Consider the following 20,910-nt stretch of genomic DNA (forward strand, 5'->3'; position numbering starts at 1 on the left):
GTGCGGCAGAATCATTTGTTCGTAAGGCTTAATTCAATATTCGGAGTTCGCCACGTGTCTGAGCAGTCTTCTTCCGATAAAGACAGCACCATCCGGTACCGCAATCTCTACGAATCACCGGGTAAAATATACACCCGAAAAATTTCTGGTTTTTACCAATCTATTCGCCGCTATACTGGGCTGCCGTTAATTGCCGCCTTTATTTTAATACCGTGGCTGGTGATAGACGGTCGGCCCGCAATGCATTTCGATTTGCCTGCGCGTCAATTCCATATTTTTTGGCTTACATTCTGGCCGCAAGATTTCATGCTGTTGGCCTGGCTCCTGATTATTTCTGCCTTTGCGCTGTTTACGGTTACCGTATTACTTGGCCGCGTTTATTGCGGTTTTACGTGTCCCCAAACGGTATGGACATTAATGTTCATATCGGTAGAGCGTTTTTTTCAAGGGGACCGCAATAAGCAAATGAAGTTGGCGGGGCAGGCTTGGGGCTTTAATAAAGTGTGGCGTGTTGCCGCCACTCATTCGGTATGGGTGCTAATAGCGTTTATCACTGGCGTAACGTTTGTGGGCTATTTTGTTCCTATTCGAGAGTTGTTGTTGGGGTTGTTCCCCTATGCAGATCCTCAAACGGGTATTTTGACTATTGGAGCGCATCCTGTTGCCGCGTTTTGGACACTGTTTTTCGCAGGAGCCACTTACCTCAACGCCGGCTGGATGCGTGAGCAAGTTTGTAAATATATGTGTCCCTATGCACGTTTTCAGTCGGTTATGTACGATGAAAATACATTGGCGGTGCAATACGATCTGAAACGGGGTGAAGCGCGCGGCCCTCGAAAACCAAAAGACGATTACAAAGCAAAGGGACTGGGTGATTGTATCGATTGCTCATGGTGCGTACAGGTGTGCCCCGTGGATATCGATATTCGCGACGGATTGCAGTACGAGTGTATTAATTGTGGTCTGTGTGTCGATGCGTGTAACGCTGTAATGGATAAAATGGCATACCCTCAAGGTTTAATTCGTTTTACGTCTACAGATGAATTAGCCAGTGGGAAAACGAACTTCTTTCGCCCTCGTCTATTTGGCTATTCGTTTGCCGTATTGGCGATGATATCGGCGTTTGTCTATACCGTCGCGACACGAACGCCGTTGTCTGTCGATGTTATTCGAGACCGTGGTGTGAGAATGTATCGTGTTAGTGGTCAAGATATTCAAAACGTTTATACCGTAAAAATAAACAATATGGATCGTGATGCGCATATCTATCGAGTGTCTGTAGACGGCGATTACCCCTTTTCTGTTAATAATTTCCGGCCTATCGAAATTGAAGGCGGAGAGATTTTTACGTTGCCGTTACGTATTTCTGTGCCTAGAAAGATGTTCGACCGAGAAAAAGCGATGGTTGTTGTGACCGTAACCGCACGTGATAACACCGCGCTTTCTGCTGTAGAAGAAGCCAGTTTTATTGGACCTGCGTCTCGACGCTAACCGCTATAAAACCTAAATATTGAGACTGTAATTGACTAATGTAATGCCGGAAAAAAATTGGTACCAAGAACCATGGGCATGGCTAGTAGCTGCGCCTTTAATATTGGTTTTTGTTGTGTGCGCCATTCTTGTTACCACGGCCATTAAATATGGCGATGATGTGGTTACGGATGATTATTATAAAGAAGGGAAAATGGTGAATAATCGTTTTGCCGCTGAAGCTTATGCGCTAGAGAACGGCATTAGCGGAGTGTTAACGTTGCATGAATCCGAAAACCGGTTCAGTTTGACGTTAAGTGAGCCATTAAATTCCAATGATACGATTACGTTAATTTTGTCTCACCCCGTTGAGTCTGATTATGATCATCACTTTGTCTTAAAACGAGATTCTCTTAAAGGCTACTCTGTACCTGCTCCGGCGATTAGAGCTGGGCGTTGGTACGTTCGCTTGGAGGGTTTTTCTGGGGATGCACAGCAATTGTTGTGGCGAATTGGTAACGAGATCGATTTTAGCCAATCGTTGATTGTGTCTTTACAGTAGGTGTCTATGACGACCTGCTTTCATTGCGGTCTGCCTGTTGAGCCTGCCGACACCTCTGTTCTCACTGCAAGCATAAACGATAAGCCTGAGCTTTTTTGTTGTCAAGGTTGCTTGGCCGTGGCGCAAACGATTCATGCAGGAGGTCTCGATAGTTATTATTGTTATCGGGATACCCTAGCGGAAAAACCGTCTTCCACACCGCAAAACTTTGCCGGCTACGATTTACCTGAAGTGCAAAAAGATTTCGTTTGCAACGATGGCGAACACTTTAAAATTGCGCGATTAAGTGTACAAGGTATTAGCTGCGCGGCCTGTGCGTGGCTAATCGAACATCATTTGGGGCGCAATTCTGCAGTAGATTCAGTGCGGGTTAATGCGACCAACCGAAGCTGTCTAATACGGTGGGATAATTCTAAACAAACGCTTAGCGTTTTAATGGATGAGCTACACGCTATTGGTTATCGCCCCCAGCCCGATAAACACGATACCCAACAGCTTGTCCGAAAGCAGGAATCTCAACAGGCGTTAATGCGGTTAGGGGTGGCAGGGATTGGCATGATGCAGGTCGGCATGGTTTCCGTTGCACTTTACGCCGGTGGTATTCAAGGGATCGCGGTAAATTGGGAAGTGTTTCTTCGGTGGGTAAGCTTGGTTATTGCAACCCCTGTTGTTCTTTTTTCGGCACAGCCCTTTTTTGCGAGCGCATGGCGAGCACTGCGCGCCCGGCATTTAACGATGGACGTTTCTGTGTCTCTGGCAATAGGGCTGGCCTATGGCGCTAGCGCGTGGGCAACCATTACACGTAGCGGCGATGTATATTTTGATTCAGTGTCTATGTTTACCTTTTTCCTGCTATTGGGCCGACATCTTGAAATGCGCGCGCGTCACAGCAGTGCGTTTGCGAGTGAAAACCTTCAGCAGTTATTACCGTTAACGGTGACACGGCTAGAGTTAAATGAGCGGTGCTCGGTTCCCCTGGCAGCGCTTGTAGCCGGAGACGATGTTTGGGTAGATGCAGGAGAGGTGGTGCCCGCCGACGGCGTAGTGATGTCTGACAACGCAAGAGTGGATGAGTCTTTACTGACGGGGGAATCGCTCCCCCGAAAGAAACAAAAGGGGAGCCATGCTTACGCCGGTACCTTGAATGGTGAGGTCGCACTGAGGTTACAAGTAACGGCCGTGGGCGATGGTACACAGCTCTCGGCGATTGAACGTTTGGTCGACCACGCTAGCCTTGTGAAGCCAAAGCAATTGGCGTTTGCCGATAGGGTAGCGGCTTGGTTTGTGGGGGCTACATTGATTCTGACCGTCATTGTGGGCGCTGTATGGTGGCAAATAGAGCCAGGCAAAGCGTTTTGGGTGGTGTTGTCGGTGTTGGTTGTCACTTGCCCTTGTGCGCTATCGCTGGCAACGCCTGCAGCGCTAACGGCTGGTTTGAATCGCGCACGAAAGATGGGCGTGTTAATTACCGGCCCGCAAGCGATGGAGTCGTTAGCGACTGTCGATCAAATTGTATTTGATAAAACGGGTACGCTCACAGAAGGGAAAGTAAGGGTGATCGATGTAGTGCTTGTAGAACCTACGAGTACATCAGGTACAGCATCCATAGACAGTAACTTACTAGACCCTGATAGGGTTCTAGCGGTTATTGCGGCATTAGAAGAGCATTCTCGCCACCCTATAGCGAAAGCCTTCAAACGCTATAGAGATCGATGCACCGTAAAACAGGTAGATGTCGAACAAGGCGAAGGGATAGAAGGCGTGGTTGAAAACCATCGGTATCGCTTTGGTCGCCCGACTTATGCCGTGGATTCAGTGCTCGCGCCAGAGCCTCCCTCCAGTAACGGAATGTGGCAATTGTTAACGGTGTGCTTAACGCAGCGTTATCAGCCGTTAGCTTGGGTGTGTTTGGCAGATGATATACGGCCCTCTGCAATGGAAAGCGTTGCAGGTTTGTTTAGGCTTGGGCGTGACGTCGCGCTACTTAGTGGCGATAGGGCCGCTTCTGTTACAGTAATGGGTGAGCGGCTGGGTATTCAGACGCAAGTCGCTGAAGCTCGGCCACATGACAAATTAGCATGGCTAAGTACACAGCAAGCGGAAGCGCAAAAAGTGCTCATGGTGGGGGACGGAATAAATGATGTTCCTGTACTCAGTGCGGCTGATGTTTCAATGGCTATGGGGTCGGCTACACGTTTGGCGCAGTCTAAGGCCGATAGTATCTTGCTCAACGGCAACCTAGCCGCAATACCAGACGTTATTCGTCTATCGATACGGGTACAGCGGGTTATTCGTCAAAACCTAGGCTGGGCACTGCTATACAATGGCATTGCTTTGCCGGTGGCGGTGATGGGCTTATTGCCGCCGTATTTGGCCGCTATTGGCATGTCGTTTAGTTCGTTGATTGTTGTGTTGAATGCTATGCGCGTGTAGCGCCTTATTAAGAGCCTCTTATGCAAAGCCTTTTAATTTTAATTCCAATTGCCTTGGTATTTGTTGTAATCGCGATAGGTATTTTTTTCTGGGCTGTTCGCTCAGGCCAGTACGACGATTTAGATACAGAGGCAAGACGTATTTTGTTCGAGGAAGATCCAGCCAAGCAGGCACCATCAGCGATTGAAGAAAACGATTCCGTATCGAGCAAAAAATAATGAATATAGACACATTACTAGCCGCTTTCGTATTGGGGCTGATGGGAGCAGGGCATTGCTTAGGAATGTGTGGTGGCGTAGTCGCGGCGCTCTCGTTTGCGAACAAAGCGGCTGCATCTAGCCGAAGAATTGGGATTATGGTGGCCTATAACGTGGGCCGTATCCTGAGTTATGGCAGTATCGGTTTCTTATTGGGATTGGTTGCATCAGGCGCTAGCGCGTTTACACCGTTACCCATTCTCCGAATGTTGTCTGGCTTGTTATTAATTGCAATGGGCTTGTATCTAACCCATTGGTGGAAGGTACTGACTCGCCTTGAAGCTTTTGGCGCGTTGATCTGGCGTTATATTTCGCCTTTCGCAAAAAGTTTGATGCCCGTTACGCGCATACGCTCAGCGTTATTGCTTGGTATGCTGTGGGGGTGGCTACCCTGTGGCTTGGTGTATTCAATGTTAGGCTTCGCGGCCAGTCAAGGTACGGGTGTTGCGTCCTCTATGGTGATGATAGCCTTTGGGTTGGGCACCTTGCCCGCCGTTGTGGCGGGAGGCGTTGCCAGCGGTGCTATTAAGCGTTTCATCGCTCATATTTGGGTGAGAAATATTTTTGGTGTGGTATTTGTTCTGTATGGTTTTTTTACATTGTTACCTGTGGTTGCTGTGCTGTTGAGCGCCCTTGGGTTCGACGCGGGTAGTGCGTTGCACGATACACACCATCACTAGCGTTTTTATTTGTGGCGCGACAGCGCGACCATCAGATCACTCCCACTCCCACTCCCACTCCCTTCTCGTCGTCATTAGTGGCACCTTGTTTGGCGGACGCTAGCTCCTTAAAACGCCTAATTCTTATCTCTTATTGATATAAATATATCGATATATATTCGTATTAGTTTGGTTGTTTTTAACGATGAGAATTTAGGCACCACAGTATCCTTATGTTGAGTCGCTTGATTACTGTTTTCTGTGCACGGAAAAACGTCAGGTTGCGTCAAAATGTTTGCCCCGAGTAAGAATAAAAGTCGACTGGCTCTTCGATCGGGCTCTTAGTCACCAAGAAAACATTAATGGACGTTTGTGCTTTTAAAAATCTTACGTTATGCGTTGTATTCTTTTGATTGGCTCTGGTGACTTTAATCACTGTATTGCAGTGACACACTAAATCTGGCCACATTTCTAGCTGGGTTTTCCGTAGATTTGTTATTTTTTATCGAAAATAAATACGCTGCAATATGGGATTTTTACACTCCCGTTAAAGTATGTTCATTGTAGGGCGCCAATAGCTATAGCTAAAAATAGTGCAAAAGCGTGTAATGTATACATGTATACCTAGCTGTAATTAGGGGGGCATTGTTTGTTTTGCAGGGTTATCGGGGGCAAATTGGTATGAAAGTACGAGTTGGGGGCGAGAGGGGGTTTTTGTTCTCAGTCCCCGCTGAAAGTGAATTCAAAACGCTTTACAACTTATTCTAAGGGAAGTTCCCGAAGATATTGACAGTACAATCAGTAGGAGTAATATGCCCACTCCGCTGAATCATTTATGTTTATTATCAAAATAAAAGTAATGAACCTTATAAAGGTCTGTGTGGGGAGCCGCATAAGGTTTACCTGATAAACATAAAATAGTGGTAAAGGAATAATAAAAATTTAATTACGCCCAAAACCCACCATCTACACCCAGTTGCGAAATTCTTTAAATTTCGATGCTATGGACGTATCTAAAAATAAAATCAACTCTAATCGAGGAGTGAGAGTGTCTATGTTTACTAAAAATAAATTATCTATCGCAGTAGTTGGCGTATTAGCAGCTTCAGCTGTAATGCCGGCATTGGCTCAAAACGACAACATTGAAGAAGTGTTTGTAACTGGCATGCGTGCCAGCTTAGAAGCAGCAATGGATATTAAACGTAATGCTGCTGGTGTTGTTGACGCAATTAGTGCTGAAGACATTGGTAAATTCCCAGATTCTAACCTTGCTGAATCACTTCAGCGTATCACCGGTGTATCCATCAGCCGTGTTAATGGTGAAGGTGCTGAAATCACCGTTCGAGGCTTCGGTGGCGAATACAACATGGTGACCTTAAATGGTCGTACTATGCCTGGTGCAAGTGTATACGGTGGTGGTAGTGGCGCTGGCGGTACTTGGGGTGGTTCAACTCGTGCGTTTGATTTCTCCAACCTTGCATCTGAAAGTGTTTCTGGTGTAGAAGTATATAAAACCGGTAAAGCTTCAATAGCCACTGGTGGTATTGGTGCCACTGTTAACGTTAAAACCGCTAAACCGTTAGATAACCCAGGCTTAAACGCTTCTTTTGGTGCAAAGGCGCTTAGCGATAGCACTAACCGTACCGGTAGCGACATTACACCAGAATTATCCGGTGTGGTTAGCTGGGCAGATGACACCGAAACTTTCGGTATTGCTGTTTCGGGTAGTTACCAAGAACGTGACTCTGGCTCTACTGGTGCTTCTGAAAATGCTTGGAATATAGGCGTTTGGGGTGAAGATAACTTATATTCCTTTACTGATGATGCGGTTATTGTTAACGCACCTCAAGACGGTCAGCTATACGGTCGTCCAAACGATATCCGTTACGTATTCTCTGATACTCAGCGTACTCGTACCAATGCTCACGTGGCTTTGCAGTGGGCGCCCTCAGAAGCCATTACCACAAGCTTGGATTACACCTTTGCTGAAAATGAAATTCTTGAGCGTCGTGGTGAGTCAACAAGCTGGTTAGCGAACGGTAACTCTATCGATCGCGTTGAATTCGATACCGGTTCTGTTGTTGCGGCACCTTTGTACATTCATGAAACTGCTGGTCCGCGTGACCAAGGTTATGAGCAGCAATTGCGTCAACAGGTCAATACGTTGAGCTCCGTGGGCTTTAATGTTGATTGGGCCGTTTCAGACCGTTTAACGCTGAACTTCGATTTGCATAATTCAAGCATGGAAAGCCTTCCAAATGGCCCCGGCAATAGCGGTGAGATTGCCGCAAGTTTAGGTGCTCCTGTTCAGACCTCTCATTGGCTTGATTTCAGTGGTGATATGCCGCTTTACGACTTTGAGATTAATGACGGTATTCAGGGCACATCTACTGTTCGCGACCCTAGCTCTCCAGACTTCGCCCCAACAAACTATCAAGACGCTGATGGCAATGATATTCGTTACCCTAATTGGGTAGAGGCGTGGACTGTTGATGCAGCTGACCCAGCGGTTCAGGTGTTTACCAATGGTGAAACAACTGATACAGCAACAGCCGTTTACCGTGGTAATAACAACGGTGAGCTAGATGCTGGTGATATCGGTTCACAGGTAGTGCGGGTATTCTATGCCGCTCAAACGACCGATCTCACGCAAATGAAGTTGGATGGTTCATTCGAATTCGATAATGGCCGTTTCGACTTTGGTGTTGAATCTCGTTCTATGGAAATGACTCAGCAAGCATCTGATCGTTACATGGGTATGGGCGATTGGGGTATTGCTAATGTTGGCGACGTTCCTGTTGAACTTTTTGAAGAGTATAACCTTTCAGATTTTGAAGATTACGACGCTTCTGCCTCTATGCAGCGTGGCTTTAAAGGTAATGCAGAAGATATTGCTCAAAGCCTAGTCGATACCTATGGTACGGCTGATAACGGTTATGTGGTTGCTTATAATCCTAATTTCTCACAAAACAACGTAGTGAAAGAAGACATTAATGCCGTTTACGTTGAGGTCGCGTTGGAAGGTTCTTTGGGTGACATGCCTACCAACATTTTGGCCGGTTTGCGTTATGAGTCTACTGAAGTTACGTCGTCTACAGATATGTTGGTACCAACCCATCTAAGGTGGCTGGATAATAATGACTTTAATACTCAGCGTCAAAGTGATGCTACTCGTTTAGATGCAGTTGAAAGCTACGACAATTTATTGCCAAGCTTAGACTTTGATATCGCTATTACGGACGCTATTAAAGCACGTGCTTCTTTTAGCCAGACCATTGCGCGTACTACATTCAGCAACTTATCGCCAGCGGCAAGTAACTTCGCTTCTGGTGGCGGGTCTGTCTACAATGGTGCACAGCCAACGGCTAACTTAGGTAACCCCGGCCTGCTTCCATTAGAGTCAAATAACTTTGACTTGTCTGCAGAATGGTACTTCGATGACACTAGCTATGTTTCTGCGGGTGTTTTCGAGAAGCGAGTGAAAAACTTCGTAGGTACTGAGCAAACTAATAGAACCTTGTCTGAGTTTGGTGTTATCCAAGATGTAACCAGTGGCCCACGTGTTCAGCGTGCAGCGCAAGCGTTACAGGATGAAGGTATTGCTTTAGACGACACTTCATTGTTCGTAATGACGGCAATTTTGGATAACCCAACAGCATTCCCGAATGGTGCTGCTGATTACGCTTCTGCTGTTGCCGAAGAAGTTGCCTTTACTTACGATATTGATGCGGTTACCACTGGCGCCGATATGGACCCAGAAACCGTATGGCAGATTAGTTCGCCAATTAACAACCGAGAAGCGAAATTGTACGGTGCAGAATTTGCCGTTCAGCACTTCTTTGGCGAATCTGGTTTTGGTGTACAGGCTAACTACACGGTCGTAAATGGTGATATATCTTATGATAATGGTGCACACCCAAGCGAAAGCCAGTTTGCGCTGCTTGGTTTGAGTGACACAGCCAACATCGTGGGTATGTACGAAAAAGATGGTCTTCAGGCACGTATCGCTTATAACTGGCGTGATCAGTACCTAGACGATGCTAGCCGTAACAGCTCAAGAAACCCTGTATACATTGAAGCGTATTCACAGATCGACTTGAATGTTAGCTACGATGTTACTGATGAGCTTGTTGTATTTGCTGAAGGCTTGAACATTACGGGTGAAAACTCTCGTAGCCATCAGCGTAACGTTCACATGATCGAAGAGCTTTACGATCTTGGTGCTCGTTATACTGTAGGTGCTCGTTACAGCTTCTAAGTATTAATGTTTAACTAGACACTGTTCTAAATAAAGGCCCCTATTTTAGGGGCTTTTTTTTTGTAGCGTTTTATTGCGGCGTTGTAGTAAAACTCTGTTAGTAAGTGTCTTTAAGGTGTGATATTTTTTAGTGGGTTTCAATGTCCGTGAAGGCTTCTTTTTCGAGCTAAATTTGATCGATTATCCAAAATAGGTGTGTAGTGGAAACTAAACCAATAAAAAACATTGTTATTGCAGGTGGCGGCACCGCGGGCTGGATAGCAGCTGTTGCGTTATCTAAAAAACTCAGTGGTGCTGTTAGTTCTATAACGCTAGTTGAGTCTGATGATATTGGCACGGTGGGCGTAGGTGAGGCCACTATCCCACCCATTCGTGTCTTTCATAAACTTATGCAAATAGATGAGCAGGAGTTTATGCGTGAAACCGATGCGACGTTTAAATTGGGGATCTCGTTCGAAGGCTGGAAGAATATTGGGGCCGATTATATCCACTCTTTTGGAAAAACAGGGAAGGAAGCTTGGCTGGCAGAATTCGTTCATTTTTGGCTGAGAGCGAAAGAAAAAGGTTTTGCCGGTGATTTCGGAGATTATTGTTATGAACTGCAAGCGGCAAAGCAGAATAAGTTTGGTCTCTCCCCCGGCGCCGATATTAATTATGCGTACCATTTAGACGCGACGAAATATGCAAAATATTTGAGAAAAATTAGCGAATCTCACGGTGTAAAAAGGGTTGAAGGAAAAATATCCTCTGTGAATCAGGATGCGTCCACCGGTTTTATTAATTCTTTGCAGCTTGATTCCGGTACGCTTATTGAGGGAGACTTGTTTATAGATTGCACAGGCTTTAGTGGGTTGTTGATCGAGAAAACACTCCATACGGGTTATGAGGATTGGAGTCACTGGCTGCCATGCGATTCGGCAGTGGCCATGCAAACGGAATTAACCGAACCGGCTATTCCGTATACACGGTCTGTTGCACATAGGGCTGGGTGGCGCTGGAAAATTCCGCTGCAGCATAGAGTTGGCAACGGCTTGGTCTATAGTCGTCAGCACATGTCTGATGAAAGCGCGCGAGAAAAAATACTGAGTGACGTCAATGGAAAGCCACTTAACGACCCACGAGTAATACGGTTTAGAACGGGCTGTAGACGTAAGAATTGGAATAAAAACTGTATTGCATTGGGCTTGTCCAGTGGTTTTATTGAGCCGTTAGAGTCTACAAGTATTCATTTGTTTATTATGGGCGTGACCCGATTAATGCAAATGTTTCCGTTTGCGGGCGTGCACGATTCGGTTGTGGAAGAGTTTAATACGCAGTCTAGAAAAGAGCTTGAGATGGTTCGAGATTTTATAATTTTACATTATAAGGTTACTAATCGCACCGACAGCTCGTTTTGGTCTTACTGCAAAAATATGGACGTACCCAGTAGCTTAGCTCGGCGTATAGAGGTGTTTCAAGAGGCCGCGCTCGCGTTCCAGCGAGAAGGTGAATTGTTTCGAGTGGATTCTTGGTCGCAAGTGATGTTGGGGCAAGGGATTATGCCGTCACATTATCATCGCATCGCGGATCAAATGAGCGATAAGGAGTTAAAGCGATTCTTAGAGACGATGAAATTCGGCATCGATAATGCTGTGGATAAACTACCGTTGCATCACAACTTTATAGAGCAATATTGCAAAACGAAACCCCATTAAACGTGTGGCTGAGAACCGCAAAAGGCACCGTTTTAGGTTCAGAGCCCTGTAACTGCCGAGTTCGGCGCGCGTAGTGTGGCGAACGCAATAAATCTTGTAGGCGAAAGGTTTGCCGCTACAGAGGTGGGCTAAGCTATAAGCTAGAGGTACGAAGGGTAGGTTACCTATAGCGTAAATGCTCTCTGGCGTTTGTGATGTTTGCCTAACGGGTGGCGCTAAAGGTATGCTTCGCGCCTTACAACACTCTAAAAACTTGGATGCTCTCATTATGCGCTTGTTACACACCATGCTTCGCGTTGGCGACCTCGAAAAATCTCTAGCATTTTATACCGATATTTTGGGGATGAACCTCCTGCGTAAAAATGACTACCCCGAAGGGAAGTTCACATTGGCATTTGTAGGCTACGGTAGTGAAGAGGATACCGCTGTTCTTGAGTTAACCCATAATTGGGAAACGCAAGATTACACTCATGGAAATGCTTTTGGGCATATTGCCATTGGGGTTGATGATGTCTATGACGCGTGTAATAAAATAAAAGCCGCAGGTGGAAAAGTTGTGCGTGAAGCGGGGCCAATGCAACACAGCACAACCATACTAGCGTTTGTAGAAGACCCTGACGGGTATAAAATTGAATTGCTAATGAATAATCGCAGTCGTTAGTTCGCGAGCGACCTTCCTTGAAAACCTTATTAATTGATAATTTCGATTCCTTTACCTACAACCTCTACCAATTAATTGCTGAGGTTAATCGCGTTGCGCCAGTTGTTGTAAAGAACAACGAATATTCTTGGGCGGAGTTAAAAGCACAGGGGTTTGATAATATTGTTATCAGCCCCGGGCCTGGGCGGCCAGAACGCTCAGCGGACTTTGGTATTTGCGAACAAGTCATATTGGATGCGGATATCCCAGTACTGGGTGTGTGCCTTGGGCACCAAGGGCTTTGTCATTTTACGGGTGGGCGAATTGACTACGCGGCAAAGGTAATGCATGGTCGCATAAGCGCAATTCATCATTCCAAATCAGATCTGTTTAAAAGTTTACCGTCGCCGTTTAATGCGGTGCGATACCATTCTTTAATTGCCACGGAAATTACAGAAGACTTAGAGGTTACGGCTTTCACCTCAGACCATATCCCTATGGCCGTGCGGCACAAAACTAGGCCAATGTGGGGTGTTCAATTTCATCCGGAATCCATATGCTCGGAATTTGGTTTTCAGCTGCTGCAGAATTTTCGCGATCTAACGGTTGAATATTACAAGCAGCATTCACGTGTTACGCAAAAAATTGTTGTAGAAATGCCAAGTGACTTGAGTGTGAAACGGCCGGAAAGTGTTGGTTCCATTGGTATTAAACCCGTCTTGTACCACCGACGGCTTGCTTTCAATGTAGACACCGCTGAGATATTTAAAACATTGTATGGCGCTTCTTCGTCGGCGTACTGGCTAGATTCTGCATTGTCCGATAAAAATGCTCGGTTCTCGTTTCTAGGCGATAATGCGGGCCCACTGTCCGAATCCTTGCGGTATTGCAGTGTTGAAAAAGCATTGACGATTACGGCTGGCGATACGGTTACCGTCTTAGCTGAAAGTATTTTTAGCTATCTGAAACGACGCACCCAAGAACTACAGTGTTTTGATGATAGCCTGCCGTTTGACTTTAACCTGGGCTATGTCGGCTATTTTGGGTATGAATTAAAAGGTGAATGTGGCTTCTCCGATCAGTTTAAAAGCGAGCGGCCTGATGCTTGCTGGATGCTGGCCGACAGAGCGGTTGCTGTCGATCATGAAGAAGATGTGATTTATTTAGTGGGGCTAGAATACCCAGAAAATAGAGAACGACTAGATTGTTGGTTTAATGAAACAGAAAAAGCCCTCGCTAAGTTAGTTAACACTTGCGTTAGGCGAGAACAAGATTATTCCTTTCTTAGCGTACATAGTGAAAACTCACAGCCATTTGAGCGGGCTCTATCTGAAGACCGCTACCTCGATGCTATAGCGCGCGCAAAAAAAGCGATTCAGGAAGGTGAAAGCTACGAAATATGTTTAACAAATAAGCTAACAAAAAAATGTGATGCATCGCCATTAGAGGTCTACCTTGAATTGCGGCGAGATAATCCGGCCCCCTACGCGAGCTTTTTGAGGTTCAATCATCTTGCCATTCTCTGCTCCTCCCCCGAGCGATTCCTCACTATCGATCGTCATGGCGTTGTTGAAACAAAACCGATAAAAGGCACGCGTAAGCGCGGAAAAACGCCTGTAGAGGACGAAGCGCTAGTCTCCGATTTAATCAACAGTGAAAAAGATCGGTCGGAAAATTTAATGATTGTTGATTTACTGCGTAATGATTTGGGGCAAATCTGTGATATTGGCAGTGTCGACGTTAAAAAACTGTTTGCTATCGAAAGCTATGCCACGGTTCATCAATTGGTAAGTACCGTTAGAGGGCACTTAAAGCGCGGTAAAACGGCTATTGATTGCGTACAGGCCTGTTTTCCGGGCGGCAGTATGACCGGTGCACCGAAAAAAAGAACCTTGTCTATTCTTGATGAGCTAGAGAGCGGTGCACGAGGTATTTATTCCGGTAGTATTGGGTATTTGGCGCTGAATGGCTGTGCAGATTTAAATATTGTGATTCGAACCATCGTACTGGAAGATGGAGTGGCGGAAATCGGCGTAGGGGGTGCTATTGTCGACTTGTCTGAGCCGCAACAAGAGCTAGATGAAACCCTACTGAAAGGGCAAGCTTTGCTCGCCGTACTCGATCGGTATACGAGCGACTAACCTCCCATGTTTGGCGGCATACGTTAACAGGCGCCGCCTTATCTCATATCTCCTCACCTCTTCTCACCGTTCAAGCTATTGTATAGGCTCCATTCTTGCTATTAAGAATACCACCTGCTGTTATCTAGCCAAATATTCGGCTGAAGTTTGGCGTATCTGCTATAAATAGAGAGCGTTCTACTTAATAATAAATGCAGCCGTAGAGCTGTCCTTTCGTCTCGCGAGATACAACCCTCAAGGACTCACTCAGCCGTATGAATCAGGTATTTATTGCCAATCCAAAAGGCGGATGTGGAAAGACAACCATCACCACACAGTTAGCGGCTTATTTTGCGAATACAGGGCAAAAAGTGTTGTTGGTGGATCACGATGCTCAGCGATCAAGTTCTGATTGGCTGGGGAGCCGGCCTAAAAACTATTCCGCCATTAGCCTTATTGCCACGGCCTTAGACGAACCCTGCGACACTAACGGTGCTGAATTAGTCTTGCATGATATGCCTGCTGCATGGGATCTAGAGCATGTGGCAGATATTATTCATGACGGTGACCACGTATTAATCCCTGTTTTGTCATCGCCTACGGACATAAAAGCGTGCCTACGATTTATTATGGGGTTGTACCGCACTGGAATTATGGAATCATCAATAAAAATCGGTTTGGTCGCTAATCGAGCGCGTGTGAACACCCGCTATTTTCAGGTGTTAATGGCATTTATGGAGAGGGTGGAGCTACCCTTGATCGCAACGTTACGTGACACGCAAATATATGTGCGCGCGATGGACAAAGGGCTAACAATATTTGATTTACCACCAGGGCGTGTTGCGGTTGAAGTTGCGCAATGGCAGCCGCTGCTCGATTGGTTACAAGCCGAGCACTAATCTTTATTGAAAAGACTCTACGCGACGTGCCCGGTTGTTCTGACTCGTTTAGCGCCTTTCGTGGCCTTCACCTTGTTTTTAGACGCTTGATTTTTCAACTGAATATCGACCATGTTTTTAATCGCAATTAATAACCCCGCAATGAAAAAAGCACCGGGGGGTAATACTGCGACCAAAAAGCCTTTGTAGTTATCACCGAACAGGGTCAGCGTCCAAGCGCGCGCGCTTTCACCTAGCAATAAATGCATATTGTCGAATAGCGTTCCTGCGCCAAGAATTTCTCTCAGTGCGCCAATGGTCACAAGCACCAGTAAAAACCCTAAGCCCATCATAAAGCCATCAATCGCCGAAGGGAGTAGGGGGTTCTTGCAGGCGAACGCGTCTGCGCGCCCGAGAATGGCACAGTTGGTTACAATTAGCGGGATAAAAATACCTAGAATTTGGTACAGCTCATAAGTAAAGGCCTGCATTAGCAGTTCTGTACATGTTGTAAATGCTGCAATAATCATTACAAAGGCCGGTAGCTTAACGGCATCGCTCACTGCGTGACGAATAAGCGAAACGGCAATATTGGACCCTACTAATACGAGCATGGTTGCGATACCGAGGCCCAACGCATTTACTACAGACCCTGTCACCGCTAGCAAGGGACATAAGCCCAATAACTGAACCAGTGCTGGGTTGTTCTTCCACAAACCATTGGACGTTATTTCTTTATAATTAGCCATTATCTTATTCGCTCGCTGCTTGCGGGAAGAGTAACGCTTTGTGCTGGTTAAAAAATTCCAGCGTCAGTTTTACCCGTTTGACTACCGCGCGCGGTGTAATGGTTGCGCCGGTAAACTGGTCAAAATCGCCGCCATCCTTTTTTACCGCCCATTGTTTTGCGGTAGGGTTGTGTAGTGATGTTCCGTCAAAATTCAAAATCCAAGGGCTTTTACGTAAATCAACTTTATCGCCTAACCCTGGTGTTTCTTTGTGGGCCAACACGCGTACACCGGCTACAGAGCCGTCGTAATTTACGCCAACAATAAGTTTAATATCACCGCTGTAACCGTCAGGTGCAATCATGGGAATAATCGCGGCAACGGGTTGCGCCTCTTTGAAGGCTAAATAAATATCGGCATCGTCTTTTAAACCCAGCTCACCCAGCAATTGAGCGGGAATGGGGAAGGTCGTGTCGAGCATATCGTTGTCATGCCGTGAACGCGGTACTATTTCTAGTAGCGCAGCTTGCGCGGCTTTTCGTTCCGCAGCGGCAATACGATCAGCCGTAGATTGATAGGTTGTAGCGAGAATGCCCGCTGTAACCAACGCGAAAGCCGCTAAAATAAAACTGTTTTTACTAATGGATTGTCCTAACACGCGCTAACCTGCTTTATGGCCATATGTTTTTGGCTTGGTGTAATAATCAATAAAGGGTGCTGCAAAATTCATCAGTAGCACGGCAAACGCGACGGCATCGGGATAATTTCCCCAGACACGAATAATAAATACGAGAGCACCAACGACGGCACCATAAATTATTCTGCCTCGATTGCTCACGGCGCTGGTTACGGGGTCCGTTACAATAAAAAATGCGCCGAGCATAGTGGCGCCCGAGAGCAGATGAAAAAGCGGAGAACCGGCGCTGCTGGAACTACCGCCATCGTAAAATAATGCAGACAAAACGGTGAGACTTGCCAGCATCGATATGGGGGCGTGCCAGGTAAATATTTTTTTATAGAGCAAGAAAATACCACCGATCAAAAACGCGATATTGACCCATTCCCAACCAGCTCCGGCCCAGCGACCGGCGAGAAAACTCGTGTCTTCGCGGTAAAGCTCCGACACACTTAGACTATTATTTTGTTTTAAAACATCCAGCGCAGTCGCAGCAGTATAACCGTCTAAGCTTTCATAGCTTAATACGTGCTGAAGAGCTTGCCCAAGGCCAGGCAGAGTTTGGCCCTCTGTGAGTGTGGAAACTGCCGCTGGCCACTGGCTCATTTCGAGTGGAAATGAAATCAGTAATACAATATAGCCAACCATTGCAGGGTTGAACGGATTGTAACCGAGCCCACCATACAGTTGTTTCGCGACAACAATGGCAAAAAAACAACCAGTGGCAATGAGCCACCAAGACGAATATGGCGGTAGAGCAAGGGCCAATAGAACGGCGGTAAGTAGCGCACTCAAATCCCGTAAATAAAAACCAACGGGTTTTTTGCGTAGCGTGAGAAACGCGGCTTCAAATGCGAGACAAAAGGCGCTTGCGATAACAATATTTAGCAATGTTCCATAACCAAAAAACATGCTGAGAATAGCGATGCCCGGAACGGTAGCCAGTAGCACGGTTTTCATGACCGAACCCGTATTGCCGGGTTTATGTGCGTGAGGTGAACTCACTTTAATAAAAGCCATTGTTAGACGGTACCTTCTTTTATTGCGGCATGAGTGGCGGCAAGCTTAATTTTTAACTTTTCGAGGGCCGACCGAAAGGCATCAATATGCTCGTCGTTCTCCTCTTCGGCCTTTTGTAGTTTTAACGTTGCCTTTGCAACGCGCGCCTCTAGCGATTTCAATTGCTCGCGAATTTTCTCTTCTGGCGACATAGCGGCTTGCGCGGCCGCTTTAGCTTTTGCACGTTCAATGGCCGCTGAGGCGGCGTTTTTCGCAGGTACGGCATCGGTAGCGGCGCGGCTATCGGCTGAAGTGTCGGGTGGGGTGTTTTCTATCAGTGCAGATAACTCTTTTTGATTAGCGGCTAGCTTTTCTGTGAGTTTAGTTACACCTTGTTCCAGCGCGCCAAGCGTGGGCGAATGATTGGTTTTGGCTTCTATAATTTTTTCTTGTGCGGTGGTGATACGCTTCTCTAAGGTCGTAATGGTTTTTTCCAGTTGCGCGCGTGGCGATGCGGCCATTTTGTTGGCGATTGTTTTCGCGCTTTTGTCCACCGATGTTTGTTGTTGCGTGAAGGTGTCGAGTTTTACTTTTGCTTCGGCTGCTTTTTGTTGCGCTTGCTTTAATCTTGCCTGAAGCGATTCAATTCGAGCGTTATCGGTGCCTTCACTAATGGCTTCGGCAATGGATTTTTCTGCGCGCGCTACACGGCTTTCTGCACTGGAAACTGCGCGTTCAAGTTTTGCGCTTTCTTTTGCGGGGTCTATTTCTTGTGCGCTGGTTTTCGCCGTGGCAACGGCTTCGCTCACAATATCTTTTGGAACTTCGCCAGCGGCCGCCTTCTGTGCTTGCATCTTTTTCGCTTTTTCGGCGGCGGCTTTACGGGCCACGCGTTTCGCTTCTTTTTCGGCGTCGGCTTGCGCCATGCGCGCTTGTCTTGCTTCAAAGCGTAAACGAGCGCGGTCTGAATTGGCCTTTTCTGCATCGAGGTTTTTAATCTCGCTTTTAGAAGCGCGATAATACTGAACTAAGGGGATATTGCTGGGGCATACAAACGAGCAGGCACCACACTCAATACAGTCGAAAAGATTGTGCTCGCGAAGCTGATCAAAATTTTCACTTTGGGCATACCAAAATAATTGTTGAGGTAGCAAGCTAGCAGGGCACGCTTGTTCACACATACCACATCGAATACACGGCTGAGCGGGCGGTTGCGAGGGCATTTCAGATAACGAAGGCGCAAGAATACAGTTCGTGGTTTTAATCACCGGCGCGCGAGGAGCTAGCAGCGTAAAGCCCATCATTGGGCCGCCAATAATTAAGCGCGGGCACTGCTCTTGTTGCCAGCCATGAGCCTCTAGTATGTGTTCGACCGGCGTGCCGAGCAGAACGTCAATATTACGTTGTGATTGTAACGACTCACCCACAACGGTGGTTACTCGGCTGATAAGGGGTTCGCCAAAGCGTACGGCGCGGTAGGCGGCAACAGCGGTTCCTACATTTTGCACAACAATCCCTATTTGGGCGGGTATGCCGCCGCTCGGGACTTGTTTGCCCGTAAGAATTTCGATTAATTGTTTTTCACCACCCGAGGGGTACTTTGTGGGGAAGACGACAATGGTGATTTTGGTACCGGTGGCGGCTTTTCGCATGGCCGCTATTGCTTCGGGTTTGTTGTCCTCAATGCCAATTAAGAGGGTGGCAGGGTTATCCAGCAGTATGGCTAATAGTTGTGCTCCCGCAATAATGTCGCTGGCGCGTTCACGCATCAGCATGTCGTCGGCGGTAATATAGGGTTCACACTCGGTGCCATTTAAAATGAGCGTATCAATCTTATTGTCGGCTCGGGGGTTAAGTTTTACCGCTGTTGGGAAACCCGCGCCGCCCATACCGGCAATACCGGCTTCGCGAATTTTACTCACGAGCACATGATGTTCTAGTTCGTCAAAATTTTCGCAGGGTGAGAGTGTTGCCCATGTGTCGGTATTGTCGGGCGTAATCACAATACAGGGTGCTTTCATACCAGAGGTGTGGGGAATTGGCCTGTCTTCAATGGCCGCAACCGTACCGGAGGTTGAAGCGTGAACGGTAGCACTGAAGACACCCTCGGCATCGGCAATTTTTTCGCCTTTGAGTACCGTTTGGCCTACGCTCACAATGGCTTGTGCTGGCGCACCAATATGTTGGTTCAACGGTAAAATAATTTCGCTTGGCAATGGAATTGTGCCAATAGCTTCGCCGGTGGATTGATGCTTATTTTCCGCTGGATGCACGCCGCCGTGAATATTAAATACTTTAATCATGCCGCATGCTCCTGATTTTTATCAGTTGCAATAATGTTGGTGGGTGTTGGCAACGACCACTTCCAGCTACCAATGCCGTGTTCTACTGGCAACATATCAATACAGTCAACGGGGCAAGGTTCTACACATAAATCGCAACCGGTACATTCAGAGCCTATCACTGTGTGCATTTGTTTTGCCGCGCCTAAAATGGCGTCTACAGGGCAGGCTTGTATACACTTGGTGCAGCCGATGCATTCGTCTTCGCGGATGTAGGCCACTTTTTTAACTTCAGATTCTTCACCGTGCTCTTCATCGAGCGCGGGCGCTTCAACGTCCAATAAATTGGCGAGCGCCGCGATGGTGGTGTGCCCACCGGGAGGGCACTTATTAATAGGGTCGCCATCAACGATTGCTTGTGCGTAAGGGCGGCAACCTGGGTAGCCGCATTGACCACATTGGGTTTGCGGTAACAGCTCATCTATTTGCTCTACGAGTGGGTCGCCCTCTACTTTAAAACGAATAGCGGCAAAGCCAAGTACACCGCCAAAAATGGCGGCCATAGAGCCAAGCGCAATGAGAGCGCCGAGAATAGGGTATTGTAGGAGTAGTTCGATCATCATTATTATACGAGGCCAGCAAATCCCATAAAGGCTAGCGACATTAAGCCCGCGGTTATCATGCCAATGGCTGCGCCTTTAAAGGCATCAGGCACATCGGCTACGGCGAGTCTTTCGCGCATGGCAGAAAATAAAATAAGTACCAGAGAAAAACCAACGGCAGCGCCAAAACCATAAAAAGTCGATTCGAGAAAATTATGGGCTTTATTGGTGTTTTGTAAGGCAACGCCCAGTACCGCGCAATTGGTGGTAATAAGGGGTAAAAATACACCCAGCACGCGGTAAAGCAGCGGGCTGGTTTTTTCGATAAACATTTTTGCAAACTGCACAACCGCTGCAATAACCAAAATAAACGAAATGGTTTTTAAATAGGTTAAGTCCAGCGGCCTTAATACCCATTCGTACACCATGTAGCTGCACACGGACGCAAGCGTCAGCACGAAGGTTGTGGCGGTACTCATGCCAATGGCCGTTTCCAGTTTATTGGACACGCCCATAAAAGGGCACAGCCCTAAAAATTGAACTAGCACAAAATTGTTAACCAGTACTGTGCTTAATAAAATAACCGCAAATTCGGTCATGCTGCTCTCTTGTGTCAATTAGCGCGATAAGTGGTGGTTTACCAACTGTAAGC

Annotated in this window: 16 protein-coding genes; 10 read left to right on the forward strand and 6 right to left on the reverse strand. The window is 46.9% G+C overall.

Annotated elements, in window-relative coordinates; all coding sequences use genetic code 11:
• Positions 1–54: 54 nt before the first annotated feature.
• The 10 genes from ccoG to H5647_RS10125 all read left to right on the forward strand — a co-directional run bounded on the left by ccoG (position 55) and on the right by H5647_RS10125 (position 14,992).
• Positions 55–1,491 carry a cytochrome c oxidase accessory protein CcoG gene (gene ccoG / locus H5647_RS10080; RefSeq protein WP_045858288.1) on the forward strand — a complete coding sequence of 479 codons (1,437 nt, stop codon included), beginning with the start codon at positions 55–57 and terminating at the stop codon, positions 1,489–1,491.
• A gap of 31 nt (positions 1,492–1,522) precedes the next feature.
• Positions 1,523–2,032, forward strand: coding sequence for a FixH family protein (locus tag H5647_RS10085; RefSeq protein WP_236074860.1), 510 nt, complete (start codon positions 1,523–1,525; stop codon positions 2,030–2,032).
• A 6-nt stretch (positions 2,033–2,038) separates the two neighbouring features.
• Positions 2,039–4,465, forward strand: a complete 2,427-nt coding sequence (locus H5647_RS10090) for a heavy metal translocating P-type ATPase (RefSeq protein ID WP_045858291.1) — start codon at positions 2,039–2,041, stop codon at positions 4,463–4,465.
• 20 nt (positions 4,466–4,485) lie between these two features.
• On the forward strand, positions 4,486–4,683 hold the full coding sequence (ccoS, locus tag H5647_RS10095; RefSeq protein WP_045858293.1) for a cbb3-type cytochrome oxidase assembly protein CcoS: 198 nt from the start codon (positions 4,486–4,488) through the stop codon (positions 4,681–4,683).
• On the forward strand, positions 4,683–5,402 hold the full coding sequence (locus H5647_RS10100; RefSeq protein ID WP_045858295.1) for a sulfite exporter TauE/SafE family protein: 720 nt from the start codon (positions 4,683–4,685) through the stop codon (positions 5,400–5,402). Before ccoS ends, H5647_RS10100 begins: the two co-directional genes overlap by 1 nt.
• A 1,033-nt stretch (positions 5,403–6,435) precedes the next feature.
• Positions 6,436–9,639 (forward strand): TonB-dependent receptor, encoded by a 3,204-nt coding sequence (locus H5647_RS10105; RefSeq protein ID WP_045858297.1) that lies wholly within the window; start codon positions 6,436–6,438, stop codon positions 9,637–9,639.
• A gap of 200 nt (positions 9,640–9,839) precedes the next feature.
• A complete protein-coding gene (locus tag H5647_RS10110) occupies positions 9,840–11,333 on the forward strand; it encodes a tryptophan halogenase family protein (protein WP_045858299.1) in 1,494 nt (497 codons plus the stop codon).
• Between the two features lie 268 nt (positions 11,334–11,601).
• Entirely contained in the window at positions 11,602–11,994 is a 393-nt protein-coding gene (gene gloA, locus H5647_RS10115) for a lactoylglutathione lyase (protein WP_045861281.1), read from the forward strand.
• Between the two features lie 17 nt (positions 11,995–12,011).
• Positions 12,012–14,114, forward strand: coding sequence for an aminodeoxychorismate synthase (pabB, locus tag H5647_RS10120; protein WP_045858301.1), 2,103 nt, complete (start codon positions 12,012–12,014; stop codon positions 14,112–14,114).
• A gap of 254 nt (positions 14,115–14,368) precedes the next feature.
• On the forward strand, positions 14,369–14,992 hold the full coding sequence (locus H5647_RS10125; RefSeq protein ID WP_045858303.1) for a ParA family protein: 624 nt from the start codon (positions 14,369–14,371) through the stop codon (positions 14,990–14,992).
• A 17-nt stretch (positions 14,993–15,009) separates the two neighbouring features.
• Here the strand turns inward: H5647_RS10125 and H5647_RS10130 are convergent, their stop codons facing one another.
• Genes H5647_RS10130 through rsxA form a run of 6 tightly spaced genes read right to left on the reverse strand, consistent with a single transcriptional unit; the run spans position 15,010 to position 20,857 of the window.
• A complete protein-coding gene (locus tag H5647_RS10130; protein WP_045858304.1) occupies positions 15,010–15,720 on the reverse strand; it encodes an electron transport complex subunit E in 711 nt (236 codons plus the stop codon).
• Positions 15,721–15,724: 4 nt separating this feature from the next.
• Positions 15,725–16,357: an electron transport complex subunit RsxG gene (rsxG, locus tag H5647_RS10135; protein ID WP_045858307.1), complete on the reverse strand. Its 633-nt coding sequence runs from the start codon at positions 16,355–16,357 to the stop codon at positions 15,725–15,727.
• A gap of 3 nt (positions 16,358–16,360) precedes the next feature.
• Positions 16,361–17,395: an electron transport complex subunit RsxD gene (gene rsxD, locus H5647_RS10140; RefSeq protein WP_045858309.1), complete on the reverse strand. Its 1,035-nt coding sequence runs from the start codon at positions 17,393–17,395 to the stop codon at positions 16,361–16,363.
• 2 nt (positions 17,396–17,397) lie between these two features.
• The gene (gene rsxC / locus H5647_RS10145) at positions 17,398–19,677 is read right to left on the reverse strand and encodes an electron transport complex subunit RsxC (RefSeq protein ID WP_045858311.1); all 2,280 of its coding nucleotides are present in this window, start codon (positions 19,675–19,677) and stop codon (positions 17,398–17,400) included.
• The gene (gene rsxB / locus H5647_RS10150) at positions 19,674–20,276 is read right to left on the reverse strand and encodes an electron transport complex subunit RsxB (protein WP_045861282.1); all 603 of its coding nucleotides are present in this window, start codon (positions 20,274–20,276) and stop codon (positions 19,674–19,676) included. The genes rsxC and rsxB overlap by 4 nt, the downstream gene beginning before the upstream one ends.
• Positions 20,277–20,281: 5 nt before the next feature.
• Positions 20,282–20,857 (reverse strand): electron transport complex subunit RsxA, encoded by a 576-nt coding sequence (gene rsxA, locus H5647_RS10155; RefSeq protein ID WP_045858313.1) that lies wholly within the window; start codon positions 20,855–20,857, stop codon positions 20,282–20,284.
• Positions 20,858–20,910: the final 53 nt, after the last annotated feature.

Source organism: Teredinibacter purpureus (assembly GCF_014217335.1).
Taxonomy (GTDB): domain Bacteria; phylum Pseudomonadota; class Gammaproteobacteria; order Pseudomonadales; family Cellvibrionaceae; genus Teredinibacter; species Teredinibacter purpureus.